This is a genomic window from Halomonas alkaliantarctica (assembly GCF_029854215.1).
Taxonomy (GTDB): Bacteria; Pseudomonadota; Gammaproteobacteria; order Pseudomonadales; family Halomonadaceae; genus Vreelandella; species Vreelandella alkaliantarctica_A.
Genome location: NZ_CP122961.1, coordinates 1,135,922 through 1,150,963 on the forward strand (window position 1 = coordinate 1,135,922; position 15,042 = coordinate 1,150,963).

The 15,042-nt window shown below is 57.0% G+C and carries 14 protein-coding genes; 6 read left to right on the forward strand and 8 right to left on the reverse strand.

What is annotated here, in order from left to right:
• Positions 1-7: 7 nt before the first annotated feature.
• The gene (locus tag QEN58_RS05070) at positions 8-883 is read right to left on the reverse strand and encodes a RibD family protein (protein WP_341870843.1); all 876 of its coding nucleotides are present in this window, start codon (positions 881-883) and stop codon (positions 8-10) included.
• A gap of 115 nt (positions 884-998) precedes the next feature.
• Between QEN58_RS05070 and ribA the strand changes: the two genes are divergently transcribed.
• Complete coding sequence (gene ribA, locus QEN58_RS05075; RefSeq protein WP_280106068.1) at positions 999-2,102, forward strand: GTP cyclohydrolase II RibA; 1,104 nt, start codon at positions 999-1,001, stop codon at positions 2,100-2,102.
• 28 nt (positions 2,103-2,130) lie between these two features.
• Here ribA and QEN58_RS05080 read toward each other — a convergent pair whose 3' ends face one another.
• The 3 genes from QEN58_RS05080 to QEN58_RS05090 are packed head-to-tail and all read right to left on the reverse strand — an operon-like array spanning position 2,131 to position 5,276.
• Entirely contained in the window at positions 2,131-2,907 is a 777-nt protein-coding gene (locus QEN58_RS05080) for a creatininase family protein (protein WP_280106069.1), read from the reverse strand.
• A gap of 32 nt (positions 2,908-2,939) precedes the next feature.
• Positions 2,940-3,722: an FkbM family methyltransferase gene (locus QEN58_RS05085; protein WP_280106070.1), complete on the reverse strand. Its 783-nt coding sequence runs from the start codon at positions 3,720-3,722 to the stop codon at positions 2,940-2,942.
• A gap of 48 nt (positions 3,723-3,770) precedes the next feature.
• Positions 3,771-5,276 carry an OpgD/OpgG family glucan biosynthesis protein gene (locus QEN58_RS05090; protein ID WP_280106071.1) on the reverse strand — a complete coding sequence of 502 codons (1,506 nt, stop codon included), beginning with the start codon at positions 5,274-5,276 and terminating at the stop codon, positions 3,771-3,773.
• 294 nt (positions 5,277-5,570) lie between these two features.
• On the opposite strand from QEN58_RS05090, the gene QEN58_RS05095 reads away from it, so the two are divergent.
• Together QEN58_RS05095 and QEN58_RS05100 are read left to right on the forward strand one after the other, a co-directional pair.
• Positions 5,571-7,235, forward strand: a complete 1,665-nt coding sequence (locus tag QEN58_RS05095; RefSeq protein WP_280106072.1) for an alkaline phosphatase family protein — start codon at positions 5,571-5,573, stop codon at positions 7,233-7,235.
• A complete protein-coding gene (locus tag QEN58_RS05100) occupies positions 7,232-8,641 on the forward strand; it encodes a mannose-1-phosphate guanylyltransferase/mannose-6-phosphate isomerase (RefSeq protein WP_280106073.1) in 1,410 nt (469 codons plus the stop codon). The genes QEN58_RS05095 and QEN58_RS05100 overlap by 4 nt, the downstream gene beginning before the upstream one ends.
• A gap of 20 nt (positions 8,642-8,661) precedes the next feature.
• Here QEN58_RS05100 and QEN58_RS05105 read toward each other — a convergent pair whose 3' ends face one another.
• From QEN58_RS05105 to QEN58_RS05120, 4 genes are all read right to left on the reverse strand, one after another.
• Positions 8,662-9,012, reverse strand: coding sequence for a DUF4870 family protein (locus QEN58_RS05105; RefSeq protein ID WP_280106074.1), 351 nt, complete (start codon positions 9,010-9,012; stop codon positions 8,662-8,664).
• A gap of 13 nt (positions 9,013-9,025) precedes the next feature.
• A complete protein-coding gene (locus tag QEN58_RS05110) occupies positions 9,026-9,961 on the reverse strand; it encodes a lysophospholipid acyltransferase family protein (protein WP_280106075.1) in 936 nt (311 codons plus the stop codon).
• Between the two features lie 2 nt (positions 9,962-9,963).
• Positions 9,964-10,353 carry a DUF4870 family protein gene (locus QEN58_RS05115; RefSeq protein ID WP_280106076.1) on the reverse strand — a complete coding sequence of 130 codons (390 nt, stop codon included), beginning with the start codon at positions 10,351-10,353 and terminating at the stop codon, positions 9,964-9,966.
• A gap of 72 nt (positions 10,354-10,425) precedes the next feature.
• Positions 10,426-10,809: a VOC family protein gene (locus QEN58_RS05120; RefSeq protein WP_280106077.1), complete on the reverse strand. Its 384-nt coding sequence runs from the start codon at positions 10,807-10,809 to the stop codon at positions 10,426-10,428.
• A 40-nt stretch (positions 10,810-10,849) separates the two neighbouring features.
• Between QEN58_RS05120 and QEN58_RS05125 the strand changes: the two genes are divergently transcribed.
• The 3 genes from QEN58_RS05125 to QEN58_RS05135 all read left to right on the forward strand — a co-directional run bounded on the left by QEN58_RS05125 (position 10,850) and on the right by QEN58_RS05135 (position 14,960).
• Positions 10,850-11,494, forward strand: coding sequence for a class I SAM-dependent methyltransferase (locus tag QEN58_RS05125; protein ID WP_280106078.1), 645 nt, complete (start codon positions 10,850-10,852; stop codon positions 11,492-11,494).
• Between the two features lie 180 nt (positions 11,495-11,674).
• Positions 11,675-13,048 carry an MFS transporter gene (locus QEN58_RS05130; protein ID WP_280106079.1) on the forward strand — a complete coding sequence of 458 codons (1,374 nt, stop codon included), beginning with the start codon at positions 11,675-11,677 and terminating at the stop codon, positions 13,046-13,048.
• 124 nt (positions 13,049-13,172) lie between these two features.
• Positions 13,173-14,960, forward strand: a complete 1,788-nt coding sequence (locus tag QEN58_RS05135; RefSeq protein WP_280106080.1) for an acyl-CoA dehydrogenase — start codon at positions 13,173-13,175, stop codon at positions 14,958-14,960.
• Positions 14,961-15,042 lie beyond the last annotated feature (82 nt).

Sequence of the window (15,042 nt, forward strand, 5' to 3'; positions counted from 1 at the left end):
TCAGCCCTCAGGCGGTAGTATCCCGCAGTTGCAGGTCGAACAGCGTGTCGTCGCCGCAGCGGAAGGTTCGCGTGGGCGGTCGCAGCGCACTCTCAAGCGTTTCGATGGGCGTCATCTTAAGTCCTGGCCTGCCGGAGCCGATCAGCAGTGGGGCGACCAGCAGGTGCAGCCGGTCAACGGCTCCCGCTTCGATAAACTGAGACACCGTAATGCCGCCGCCTTCTACCAGTACCCGCGGCAGGCCCTTCTCGGCAAGCAGGGTGACAACATCACTGGGGTTGAACTGGCCGCTGGCATTCAGCGGCAACACACAACGTTCAACGTGGGCCAAGCCCGCCGTCGCCAGCGACTCAGTCCCCACGGCAGACCCCACTATATGCAGCGTCGGGGCGCTATCGGTATTCATCAGCGCCAAGTCGTTGGGAATGCGGCCTCGCGGATCCAGCACCACCCGCGTCGGGTTAGTGCCGCTAACATGGCGGACGGTCAACTGCGGGTTATCGGCGCTGGCGGTACCCGCGCCGACGACCACCGCGTCGACCATGGCGCGCAGACGGTGCAGGTGAGCCAAACTTTCATGACCGTTGATGTAGTGAGAATGACCACTTTCTGTGGCAATGCGGCCATCCATGCTTTGCCCCAGTTGAGCCACCACCCACGCCGGTCGGCTGGCCAGTGGGATCAGGCAATCGAGCAGTTCACGCGCCTCAGCGGTGACCGTTTCGTCCGTTTGCCACTCGCCGTTTGGCGTCAAGGTGATCGCCACATCGCAAGAGCGCTGATGACGCATCGCCAGCAGCCATGCCCAGGCATCGTCCAGCGCAATAATGTTGATAGGGGATTCGGGCATGACGCCTCCGCACAAAAAAAACCGCTCCATCATGCGGGCTCTGATCAGTTGAGAGCAAGTTGTTCAGAGCAGGAAGTCGGGCAGTTGAGAGCAAACAACTCAGTGCAAGCGTGCACCATCCCCCTCGTAAGGAAGCCAGGAGGCCTACATGTACCAGATTGAACGAGCTATTTTCGATATCCGTCGTGGATTGCCAGTGGTGGTGAATGCCGGTGAGAAACGTTTGCTAGTGCAGGCGCTGGAAGGCAGCGAGTCAGTGGAAGCGCTTGCACAGTTGGCGGGCGAGCGGCCTTCGCTGGTGCTTACCCGTCATCGCCTAGCGGCGCTGGGCGTGAGCTTAACTGCAGAAGCCGGCAGCTTGCCGCTGGTGGCCCCCGTTACCACCAGCCAGCTGCATACCCTGGCCACTGAGGAAATGCTTTCCAAGCCCGCTAGTGGACTGCTAAGCGGCTTAAAGCCAGCAGGTTTAGCCAAACTAGGCGCGGTTACCCTGATGCGCCGCGCTTTGCTAATCCCCGCCGCCCTCTGCGCCTTTGTTAGTGACGAGGCCGCAGCGGATATTGAGCAGCAGCTGGCAGAAGGGCGGCTGCTGGAAGTCACCGCTAAAGATGCTGAACAGTGCCTTGCCGGAGCGCCGGGTATGCTCAAACGGGTGAGTGAAGCGAATATCCCTCTTGAGGATGCCGCTGACAGCCGCTTTGTGCTCTTCCGGGAGCCGGACGGCCTGCGTGAGCACGTTGCGGTGGTGATTGGTAAGCCGGAGCGCTGGGAAGGCGCAGTGCCACTGCGCCTGCACTCGGCGTGTTTAACTGGCGACCTGTTCGGCAGCCTGCGCTGCGACTGCGGCGAGCAGTTGCGCAACGCCGTGGCGGATATTCAAGCCATGGGCGGCGGCGTGCTTCTCTACTTGGCGCAAGAGGGTCGGGGCATTGGCCTGGCCAATAAGCTGCGTGCCTACACTTTGCAGGATGGTGGACTGGATACCGTGGATGCGGATCAAGTCCTCGGTTTTGGTGACGATGAGCGCCAGTATGCGGTGGCGGTGGATATGCTCAATGCGCTCAACATCGACCAGGTGCAGTTGCTGACCAACAACCCCTTGAAGATGGAAGCGTTGCGCCAGGGTGGAATCGAAGTGGTATCACGTCAGGCGCTGTACGGCAGCGTTACCGACCATAACCAGCGCTACCTTAATGCCAAGGCAACCCGGGGTGGGCACTTGTTGGAAGACGTATTAAGCGACCAGCGCTAAACCGTACCAAGCGGTCAGGTCGGTGCTCTCAATTGTGGGTTAACGGCGGCAGGTGAGCGGTTTCGGTCACTACGGCCGCCAGTTGGCGGGCGTAGTGTTGAACCAGCTGCTCGCCTAATTCAGCGCTTGCTTGGCTGGCATCGCCTGCGACCCCTTGAGCGCTTAAGTCCTCCGCCAACCAGGCAAAGGCTGCAGCACCTTCTGGGCTCACCAATGCATCGCCTTGAGGCACTGCCGGCGGGGTGGCCTGGTAGCTATCCAGCCGTACCAGCGATGGTGCCAAATAGCGCATCATTGCGGTTTCGAGTAACCCGCCGTGTAACCCGTAGCGCAGCTCTTCAAAGGCAATCGCACCCTCTAAAGGCGGCAACCGGGTATAGGTGGCTTTGACGACGCGCATGCCATGCCGCCGCCGCAGGGTTGCCCCTGCCAAATCCATCACCGCCTTATTGCCGCCGTGGCTGTTAAGCAGCACCAGGCGTCGAATGCCGGCGCGGGCTAAGCTGTCGCCGTAGGCCTCTAGGGTGGCAATCGCCAGCGGAGCGGGCAGGCTGAGCGTGCCAGGGAAGCTCGCATGCTCATCGCTGGCGCCTACCGCAATCGGCGGTAGGCAGATCACGTTAAGTGAGGGATCTAGTTGCTCCAGCATAGCGGCCTGGAGACCCTCGCCAATGGTGAGATCGGTGGCTAAAGGGAGGTGAGTGCCGTGCTGTTCAATCGCTCCGAGCACCAGTACCGCTACCGGGTCGTGCTGAGCGAACTCGGCTAACTGCGGCGCGGTGAGAGTTTGCCAGTGGTGAATCATTGGGTGACGTGCCTATTAGGAAATTTAAAAAATCAAAGTGGACTCAGCAGTAGCGGATGGTCTGAGCGGCAGGCGTAAATGTCGCCAGATGGCAATTCTTCGGCCCCGGCGTTTAACCACTCGCAAAGCGCCAGCGGCGTTTGCCACTCGGCCCAGCGGAAATGTCGCTGCTCACCGACCACCACATTATAACGGTATTCGCCAAGGCGGCTTAGATGGCTCACGCAGGCGTGACTAACCTCTAAAGTACCGCTAACAAACTCCACCGAAAGCGCGGGCACCGGGGAGCTTAGCCCTGCCAATACCTCCGCCTCAAAGCCCTCGACGTCGATTTTGATAAAGCTCGGTTCGCCATACTCTTCAATTAACGTATCCAGCGTTGTCACCGCCACCCGTAGCCGTTGCTCCCAGCGCACCTGACTAAAGCCTGCGTTGCGTTCGCCTATCTGCTCTCGCCACTCAGTGGCAAGCGTGGCAAGCGTGGGGTTGCTGGGGCTAATAGCAATCTCGGCAAAGCCCTTCGTCGGGCCTGCCGCCATCGGCAGCAGGGTGATGGTCGGCGGCTTCACCAGGCGCTTGAACCACTTGGCAAGGTCGGGCTGGGGCTCTAGCGCAACCACCTTGGCGCCGAGTGCATGAAAAGCCGCGCTGCGGTCACCTAAGTGCGCACCAATATCAAAGGCAACGGTACCGGGTTGAATAAAAGGCTGATACAGGCGCTGGAGCCCGCGTTGACGCCCCGGCCGCCAATAAATAAACAGCGAGCGAGCTAGCCCACCCGCGCTACGCAGTCGTTGTAGCGCCATGCGCCGCATTAGTTGGGCTCCCCGGACGCTGACGTAAAATAGTTTGTTTTATCAGCATTATTCGCCATCGGGATACCACACGTAATTCCAGGTTTCGCTAACCGGCTCGCCGTCTAAGGTTAGCCTTAGGCGAACATCGCTGGGTTGATCGCTAGCGGGCAGGCGGAAACTCGCCCGCCAGCCATTGGTGGGCAGCGCGGTGACCTGAGGTAGTAGTACCTTGCCTTGTTGGGTGCTGATATCGAGTTCGACGGGCTGGTCGGCGGCGATGTTGTCTAAGGGGCCACCCTGAAAGTCGACGATAAACTGACGCTGATCTTGCGAGGGGGAATTCGCTTGCCCCGGCACACCCGCGCTGCCATGGCGAGTGCGAATGGCACGGCCAAGGTTGTGTGCGTCGGGCTGGCCGTTCAGCGTGTGGGTGAGGTAGTGCAAGCGTATGGAGTCGCCTGAATCCAGCGTATCGTCCGCTACCCAGTAGGCGACAATATTGTCGTGAGTCTCATCAGGAGTAGGGATTTCGACAAGCTCTACTCGGCCCGGCCCCCACTCATCTAGCGGGACAACCCACTGGCTGGGGCGGCGGTGGTACTGGGCTTCGGTATCCAGGTAGCGGTTAAAGTCACGCTCTCGCTGCATTAACCCAAAGCCTTGGGGAGAGTCGTCAATAAAAGCAGATGTACGCACGTGAGATGGGTTATTCAGTGGGCGCCAGATCCACTCGCCGCTGCCGGTATGCATCAGCAGGCCGTCGGAGTCGTGCACCTGGGGGCGAAAATCGTCCGGCCGCTCGCGGCTTGCCTCACCGTAAGTGAACATGCTGGTGAGCGGGGCGACCCCCAGCTTGGCAATATCTTCGCGAGCAAACAGCTCCGCTTCGACCTCTACCTGGGTATTTTCACCCGGCTGGATGATAAACCGGTAGGCGCCGCTGACCGAGGGGCTATCCATTAACGCCAATAGTTCAATCTGTTCGTCATCAGCGTCGGGTTTATAGAGCCAAAACTCGCGAAATGCCGGGAACTCTTCGCCTTCAGAGGAGGCCGTATCGATTGCCAAACCGCGGGTGGAGAGCCCGTAAGCCTGATCGCGCCCGACTAGGCGGAAATAGCTAGCGCCGAGAAAAACCGCAAATTCGTCGTCGTAGGCATCGCTGTTAAGAGGGTAGTGAAGACGAAACCCAGCGTGGTCGCTAGCGGATAAATCGTGCTCTTTAAGCTTTTCGGCATTGCCATCGTAGGAGTAATCCTCCGCCGAAAAAGGCAGGGGGGTGACCGTGTCGTTTTCAATGACATTCAGTGCAACCGGGGTTTGAAAGATAAAACCGCTGTGAAACAGCTGTAGGCTAAAAGGGCTCTCGTCCTTCCAGTAGGCTTGGGTGGGGTCAAAGCGAATTTGCCGATAGGTATCGTAATCAAGCTCACGCAATACCGCGGGCAATGTCTCTTCGGGAGCTTGGTAGGCCTCTCCTGCAAGCTGTTGGGCGCGTTCAATGACAGCACTAAAGTGTCTATCGTCTTCGGCAAACGCCGGTAAGGCGAGCGTACAGCCGATTAACACCATCCACTTACCAGCCTGCCACCTTCCAACTTGCCACCTACCAACGGGGTTACAATACATAGGCGAATTCCTTTCCTGTGAAGGCCTGCAAAATGCATAGCCTATGCCAAGCAAAGAGTGAAATGTTTACACAATAACTATACGATAAAATATTACAGTACATGATTATTGTGTGCTTCAGCAGCCTTATTCCTTGCTCTCTTATCTTGCGATTGGGTACAGCCTCTCTTGAAGGCTGGGCGCTGCCAGGTTGTATCTTTGACACTGTATGCTAAAGCAGGCACCTATGGGGATGCGATGAGTCGATTATTACTCATGATTTTAATGCTGAATTGCTTACTCGTCGCGCCGCTGTGGTGGCGCTTTGGCGAGATCAGCACCCATTGGCTTGCCTGGGAGGCGCTGATCATTGCGCCACTTATGCTGCTGCTTCCTGCCGGCCAGGCGCGCCGCATAGTGGGGGGCGGGCTTGTCATCTGGGTCATGCTGGCAACCGCTGCGAATCTAGGTACTGCCGCCACCCAAATGGCCTTTGCCCGACCACTCAATCTCTATCTTGACGTGCCCTTGCTGCGCTCAATTTATCATCTGCTAGTGGGTAATGTAGGCCAACTGCTGGCAGTTTGCGCAATGCTGGCGGGGCCCGCCATGCTAGTCGCTATCACTGTCGGCTTGGCGCGCCTGATGCATCCACCCGTCACCTATTCTGTTAAGCGCTTGCCTGGCGCAGTCGCATTAATGCTGATGGTCATTGCTACCACAAGCGCAGCGCTTGAACTCAATGGTGTGCGACTGGTAGATGGCGCGCGCTTGCCAATGGTGAACACCACGCGTTTTCAGTGGCAGCAAATTACCGATACCCATGCCGCTCGTCTGGCCTTTACCGCCCAATTGGAAGCCGCACCGCTGGAAGCCCAGCCGTTACCGGGGCTTGAAGGACACAATGTACTTCTCACCTTTATTGAGTCTTACGGTATCTCGGCACTGGAGGATCCGCGTTATGCGGATGTTCTGCTCCCCACCCTTGCCGATATGCAGCAGCGCTTAGCAGCGCGTGATCTCCACGTGGTCTCGGGGATGTTGGCGTCACCGATTCGCGGTGGGCAATCCTGGCTGGCCCACGCGACCGCCCTCAGCGGCCGATGGATCGACAATCAGCTGTGGTATCGGCTGATGTTGGATAGCGGACACTCCACTTTGATCGATGATTTTCGTTCCACTGGGCAGCGCACCCTCAGCGTGATGCCCGCGATTACCCTGGCGTGGCCGGAAGGGGAGGCCTACGGTTTCGATGAGATTGCCGCAGCGAAAGATATCGCCTATGCCGGGCCTGCTCTCAATTGGGTAACCATGCCGGATCAATTTACCCTCGATCACACCCAGCGTTACTTGCTGGGCGAGACGCCGGTGTTTGCCCAATTGGCACTGATCTCCAGCCATGCCCCCTGGACACCTATCCTGCCAGTACTGGATGATTGGGAATCCATTGGCGATGGGCGTATTTTTGCCCCTTGGAAGGACGCTGGTGACCCGCCAGAAGTGTTGTGGCAGGACATTGAGCGTATTCGCGATCACTACGCCTGGTCGGTGGATTACGCTGTGAAAGTCACTGGCCGCTGGGCCGAACGCGTCGTGGATGACCATACCCTGATGATAGTGCTGGGTGACCATCAAGCTGCGCCGTTGATTACCGGCGACGATGCTAACGCGGCAGTACCGGTGCATGTTATTAGCGGCGACCCAGAGCTATTGGCACCCTTTATAAAGCGTGGCTTTGTTCCCGGTACATTGCCTGCGCTCGAAGAGGCGAGCGATGCGCCAAGAATGAGCCAGTTACGCCACTGGCTACAGGCCGATTTTGGAGAGTTGGCGATTGACGTAGTCGCTGACTCGGCAACAGGGAAAATCGCTAATTCACGGTCAGCCTCTGGCTCAAAGACAATGACAAGGACGCAGCAATGATTCAGCCAGTGATTTTAAGCGGCGGTAGCGGCACACGGCTCTGGCCGCTCTCTCGGGAACAGATGCCGAAACAGTTTTTGCGTTTAACCTCCTCCCAGAGCCTGCTCCAGCAAACCCTAAGCCGCTTAGTCGGGTTAACCGACGCAGCGCCAATGTTGATGGGCCATCATAGCCACCGTTTTTTAATGGCCGAACAGCTGCGTGAAATGGATCAAGCCGCCACTCTAGTGCTTGAACCAGAGGGCCGCAACACCGCCCCGGCGATTGCCTGTGCGGCGCTGCTGGCTCGCCAGTCTGGTGATGATCCGCTGCTGCTAGTGCTTCCGGCAGATCACGTGATTGGCGATGTTCAGGCGTTTCAACACAGCGTTTCACTCGCCGAGCCGTTAGCCGAAGCGGGTTACCTCGTCACCTTTGGGGTTGTGCCGACGCAGCCGGAAACAGGTTATGGTTATATTGCCTGTGGTGCCCCGCTGAAAGGTGGCCACCATCTTGCCGCTTTTATTGAAAAACCCGATGCCAAACGTGCTGTCGAGTTAGTCGACAGCGGCGATTACCTATGGAATAGCGGCATGTTTTTGCTGCGTGCCTCCAGCTATTTAGACCAGCTAAAACGGCTACAGCCAACCATGCTTGAAGCCTGCGAGGAGGCGGTTAGCAGTGCGCATCATGATCTGGATTTTCTGCGCTTGGGTGAGGCGGCATTTCGACGCTGCCCAGCGGACTCCATCGACTACGCGGTGATGGAACACTGCCATCACGCAGCCGTGGTGCCTTTAGCCGCTGCGTGGAGTGATATCGGTAGTTTTGATGCGCTATGGACGACCGTTACGCCTGATGCGGCGGGCAACGCCACTAAAGGCGATACATGGCTGACCGATACCCAGGATTCGCTGGTGTTTGCCGAACACCGCCTAGTGGCTACGCTAGGCGTGCAGAATCTTATCGTAGTGGAGACATCGGATAGCGTACTGGTGACCCGCCGTGATCAGGCGCAAGCCGTGAAGCACTTGGTGGCATCGCTTTCCCAGGCGGGGCGCAGCGAACCTTGTTCGGCTCCCCAAGTACAGCGCCCCTGGGGCAGCTTTCAAGCGATGGACAGCGGCGAGCGCTACCAGGTTAAGCACATTACCGTGAAGCCCGGTGGGCGGCTCTCTCTGCAACGCCATCATCATCGCGCTGAACACTGGATTGTGGTGAGAGGTACCGCCCAGGTAACCCTTGATGAGAGTAGCTTCTTGGTAACCGAGAACCAGTCCACCTATATCCCCATTGGGGCTCTGCATCGGCTGGAAAACACCGGCAAAATACCCCTTGAACTGATCGAAGTGCAGTCGGGTAGCTACTTGGGCGAAGACGATATAGAGCGCCTAGATGATGTTTACGCCCGTGATAGCGATGAGTGAAGGACGGAGTAACGCGCCCCTTACCAAAGCCAGCTAGCGGGGCGTGCTGGGGGCTGGCCTTTGCGTATATCAATCCAGCCGAGCAGGCAGCGCACGCCCAGCCATACCGCTAGCAGCGGCCACAGCAGGGTGCCGACTATCACAATGCTGAGCAAAAAAGCGATGCAGGCATACAGCGTGCCGATCCAGAAGGTGCGGATCAGGTAGCGGTAGTGCTGCTGCAGCCAGGGGGCCGCTTCTTTACGATAAACATAGGCGATGATTACGCCAATTAGCAGGGTGATATTGGCTGTGACGATGCCTGCTAAGTAAAGTGCGTAAATAATCTGCGGTGTGCGGATATCATCGCGAGGTATAGATTTCTGAGTCATCAGTAAGCTCTTATCAATAAAGCCGGAAGTCGCGGAAGTTGGCCAGTTTTTGCTGTTCTTGCACTACTTTACGGTAGCGTTTGTATTCCCATTGATACTGGGCTTGTTCCAGGGCAATCGCGTTCTCGACGCTGGCATTGACACCAGTGGCAGACTGCACATCATCGTCGCTATAGACCCGCTCGTCGGCATCTAAAAAATGGATTTCAAACCCTTTGCCAGGGATACGTAGCGCGACGCCTGTAACAACACGTGCCTGGGTGCGTGCGACCAGTTTCGGCAGCAGGGTAGCGGTGTAGGCATCCCGGCCAAAGAAGGGCGCGAAAACGCCACTGCCCCAATCGGGCTCTTGATCAGGCAGTATGCCAATCGCCTCGCTGCGTTTCAGCGCTTTAAGTAGTGCTGCTACTCCGCGGGGGTTGGTGGGCACTAGACTTGCCCCCATCCGCTCGCGGCCACGGCGAATCACTGGGTCGAGGGCGGTGATTTGGGGTGGCTCGTACATGGCGGTGAAAGGGAAATGGCTCGATAGCCAAAAGTTAAGTACTTCCCAGTTGCCGAAGTGAGGCGCAAGCACAATCACGCCGCGGCCTTCGCTGCGGGCGTTATCGAGTTTGTCGCGACCATGCACCGCTAGAATGCTTGCTTCCACTTTATTAGGTTCCGCCATCCAGGCGTGTCCCAACTCCAGCATGGTGGCTGCTGAATGCTTCAGGCTGTGTTTGGCGAGTTCTTTTCGCTCATCAACTGTGGAGTTCGGGTTTACGACGTCAAGATTGGCTTCTGTTACCCGGCGTTCGCGTTGACTGAAGTGATAGACCAACGGGCCTAGCAGTGAAGAAAAACGCCATAGCAGGCCAAGCGGCCAACGTGACAGCTGACGCCATAGCCAGCTTATGGCACTGGCCTTTGAAAAACGCCTGCTGGTGTTATCCGTTGGTTGCGTCATATCTAAAACAGCCAGGAATCTACGTTAGAAGGGGCGCGTTTTTCTTGTAACCCTTTAAAGCCTTTGACGCAGCGGATAATCAGCCAGACCGCGAGCGCCAACAGTAACGGGAAACCGATCAGGATCAGAGTCAAAAGCGAAAAAATAACGCCATAAACCAACCCTATCCAGAACGTACGAATCTGATAGCGGTAGTGCTCGTCCAGCCACACAGGGCCTTTGCCTTTATAGACGTAGGCGATAACCACACCGATAATCGATGTAAAACCAAGGATAAAACTGGCCAGATAGAGCGCATAAATAACCATGGCCATGGTGGTATCTGGCTGAGGGTGCTGCTCTTCGCTGACGACTTTGCCTTCGAGTGGAGAATCACTTTCGTTATCAAGCATAACGTTTCCTTTCGATAAATCTGTATTAAGTGCCGCAGTGGTTGATGATACCTTGGCTTATTACACTTAACATTAGCGCGAAGCGGGGCGGCAAACCTCTAGCAGGTTGCCATCCGGGTCACGTAGGTAAATTGACTCAATTGGGCCATTGGCGCCTTGGCGAGCCACGGGGCCCAGCTCTACCTCAATAGCCAGTGCATCCAGGTGTTGCTTAAACTCATCCAACGGCAGTTGGCAACGTAAGCATAAATCCAGGCTGCCGGGCGTAGGCGTCGCTGAAATGGGCGCAATGTCAGTATCAGTTTGATGCAGACGTAGCGCCGTATCTCCGAGCATTAAGTCCACCCGTTGAGCATCCCGATAGCGCACATCCAAGCCCAAAACCCGCGAGTAAAAATCGACGGCGCGACCCATGTCGGTCACGGTTACAACAAGATGATCCAGACCTGATAGCATGCCACTTTCCTTAATAAGTAACGATAAGCCAGAGAATACGATGATGCGTCGCTGTCCGCTATGCGCGGAAACCACTACTGCGCTCTACCACCGGGATCGGCGTCGTGACTACTATCAGTGTGCCACGTGCGAGCTGGTATTTGTCCCCCCCGAGCAGCATTTGAGCGCCGCTGCAGAAAAGGCTGAATACGATAAACATCAAAACTCGCCGCATGATACGGGATACCGGCGTTTTTTAGGGCGTTTATTTACCCCGCTGTTAGCTAAGCTTACCCCCAACGCCCGCGGTCTTGATTTTGGTTCGGGGCCAGGGCCGACGCTGTCGGTGATGTTCGCAGAGCAGGGACACTCGATGGCTATTTACGACCCTTTTTACGCTCCTGATACGTCGGCGCTCACCCAGACGTTTGATTTTATCACTGCCACCGAAGTTGTTGAGCACTTGGCGCAGCCCGGCAAGGTGCTTGAGCAGTTGATTGCTCAGCTCGCGCCAGGTGGTTATCTGGGGTTAATGACCAAACGTGTTGCTTCGCCTGAAGCCTTTGCCCGCTGGCACTATATTAGCGATCCCACCCATATCAGCTTTTTTAGTGAAACGTCCTTTCGGTGGTGGGCACAAAAGAATAGTTTAGTAGTGGAATTTCCTGGGCCAGACACGGTGATTCTATATAAAACGCTAACGTGAACAATTGTAACGTTAGAAAAGCATTGACTTTACCCCCTTGAGGGCAATAATTGCGCGCCGCTATCCCGGCCTGACTCGATGTGCCAGGTGAGATAACGGTCTTCGTGGACACGCTTTTTAGCGTTTTCACACCTGTTTTCAGCCCTTTGTTTCACCACTTTTAGGCAAGACGAGGTTTTCATGTCGCGGCAACTGCTAGCTATGGCGCTGGCGCCCCTTTTAGGGCTCTTCATTCTCGGGATTGGCAATGGTTTCCTTGCCACCTTAATTACCGTGCGATTGGATGCCGCCGGTGAGTCAGCCACGGTAATCGGTATTGTCTCGTCGGCCTACTTTATCGGCTTAGCCTTGGGCGCGATGGTGAATGACCGCCTGCTGCTGCGCATTGGCCATATTCGCGCCTACGGTAGTTTTGCCTCCTTGGTGGCCGTCACAGTATTGCTGCAAGGCTTGTTCTTCGACCCCTGGGCCTGGTTTGTACTACGCCTGATCGGCGGCTGGGCCACGGTTGGGGTTTATCTGGTCATTGAAAGCTGGCTGCTCACGTCAGGCGACCAGAAGGTTCGTGGCCGCCTGCTGGCGCTGTATATGATTTCGCTGTATGCCGCCGGTGTATTGGGCCAACTGCTTCTTGGTGTGACCAACGCCATGGGCGTCACTGCGCCCTTTATGGTGATTGGGCTACTGGCTTCGCTCTCTGTGTTACCGATGGCAATGATCCCCCGGGTATCACCGATTATGGAGCACGCTGAACCGCTTCCCCCACACCGTTTGATTACTCTGACGCCTACCGGCGTGATGGGCAGTTTAGGCTCCGGGATGGTGGTAGCCGCAGCGTATACCCTTTTACCGCTCTATCTGCAGCGCAATGGCATGAGTGTCAGCCAGGTGGGGCAGATGATGGCAGTGGTGATTATGGGGGCGATGCTGCTGCAGTACCCGATTGGCCGCTGGTCGGATCGCCATGATCGCCAGATGGTGCTGATTGGCATTAGTGGTTTCTGTGTACTCATCTCGGCGGCGATGCTCTGGTTGCCGCTCTCTACGCCGCTGTTGGCGGTACTGCTGTTCTTGCTCGGTGGTGGGGTGTTCGCGCTTTACCCGGTGGCGGTGAGTCACGCCGCCGACCGCGCACCCGCAGGGGCGCTGGTGCGCATGAGCCAAGGCCTGCTGTTGATTAACTCTATTGGCGCCACGATCAGCCCGCTGATGATCTCCCCGGTGATGACCTTGATGGGCGATGCAGGGCTGTTCTGGGCCTTTGGCTCACTAAGTCTATTCTTCTTAATGTTCTTCTCCTGGCGTCGCAGCGTACGCCCAGCACCTGTGCCCGTGGCACCATTTACACCCACTACGCCAATGACCGCAGCCGGTGCCGAGCTAGTGGTCACCGAAGAGTTGATGCAAGGTGCACTGGAACACGAGCACTTGGAGGATCTTTCCAAAGCCGTATGGGACGTTAATGCCGCCGAACCGGTGGTGGGGCCGCCCGCGGAAGATGAGAGCCATATCACTTATTATGATGATGTGGAGCAAGCCATTGAGCGAAAATAAAGCGGCATGGAGACGCTATCGGTAACGGGTGATACCTTGGGCTAATGGTGTAGGCAGGAGAGTGTTACTACTATCTATGGCACACTTTCAAACAATTGTTTAATTTTTCAGCCCGAGGTTCACCATGAATGTTTACGCCGCACCGGTACGTGATTTGCGCTTTGTGCTCGAAGAGCTATTAGCGCACCGTTCGCTCAGCCTGCCGGGCTTTGAAGAAGCCACGCCCGATTTGGTCGAGGCGGTACTCGAAGAGGCCGCAAAGCTGGCCGGTGACGTCTGGGGTCCGCTAAACAAGAGTGGTGATCTGCAGGGGGCCAAGCGCCACACCGATGGCAGCGTGACGACACCGGAAGGCTTCGCAGCCGCTTACCAGGCTTATGTTGAAGGTGGCTGGAACGGTATTGGTGTATCCGAAGCGCTAGGCGGTCAGAACCTGCCCGAAGTGGTTGCCAGTGCGGTTCAGGAGATGCTCCACGGCGCTAATATGGCGCTGGGGCTCTGCCCCATGTTAACCGCCGGTGCCATCGAAGCGCTGGCTCATCACGGTAGCGAAACGCTCAAAGCGACCTACTTGCCCAAACTGGTGGAAGGCACCTGGACGGGCACCATGAATCTGACCGAATCCCAAGCAGGGTCGGACCTTTCCCAAGTACGCACCCGCGCAGTGCCTGACAACGACCACTACCGCATCAGTGGTCAGAAAATCTATATCACCTGGGGCGAGCACGACGCCGTCGAAAACATTATCCACCTGGTACTGGCCCGCAAGCCTGATGCCCCTGAAGGCAACAAAGGCATCTCCCTCTTTTTGGTACCCAAGTTCCTAGTCAATGACGATGGCTCCTTGGGCGAGCGCAACGATGTCACCTGTGCCTCTATTGAACACAAGCTGGGCATTCATGGCTCGCCGACATGCACCTTGAGTTTTGGCGAAAACGGTGGCGCCATCGGCTATTTAGTTGGTGAAGAAGGGCGTGGCCTTAACCACATGTTCACCATGATGAACGAGGCGCGCCACAAAGTCGGTATTCAGGGTATAGGCGTGGCCGAGCGAGCTTGCCAGCACGCCTTTGCCTATGCGTTGGAGCGTCGTCAGGGACGTTCTCCCAAAGCGCGTGGCGGCGCTGAGTGCAGCATCAGCGACCATTTAGACGTACGCCGTATGCTGCTTTCGATGCGTTCCCGCACCGATGCGCTGCGTGCGCTGGCGCTCTACTGCGCAGCCGAGCTGGATACCGCCCGCCAAGCTGAAAGTAACGATGCCCGTCAGGCTGCCCAGGCCCGCGCCGATATCCTTATTCCGGTGATCAAAAGCTTCTCTACCGATCAAGCGGTGGATATTGCCTCCATGGGGATTCAGGTACACGGCGGGATGGGCTACGTGGAAGAGACCGGCGCGGCACAGCTGCTGCGCGATGCGCGGATTGCACCCATTTACGAAGGCACCAACGGCATTCAGGCGCTCGATTTGGCGGGCCGTAAACTCCAGCGTGACAACGGCGAAGCGCTCAACGCACTGCTTCACGACGTTGCCGCCACTGTGGAACAGCTAAACGTCGACCCCGCACTAAAAGCGTTGGGCAGTGGCCTGGCCGCAGGCTTGGACGATTTAAAAGCCGCTCAAGCGATTGTGCTGGAACAAGGCCGCGACCCTGAAAAAGGCGCAGATGCGGTGCAGGCTTATGCTACGCCGTTCCTTAACTTGGCGGGCCACGTGCTGTGCGCTTGGCAGATGGGGCAGGCGGCGCTTTGCGCCCAGGCCGCCGTTAACAACGGCAGCAATGATCCCTTCTATGCTGCCAAGATGCGCAGCGCCGAATTTGCCATCACGCAATGGCTGCCGGTAGGCCGCGCTCAACGCGCGGTGATTGAGGCAGGTATGCAGTGTTTAAGCGAATTTGAGGTTCACTAACGCTAATTTCAGCCAGTATCGCCGCCTCTTTGGGCGGCGTTATTGTTTCTAAGCTATCAAAACAATTATTTTAAACGAACCC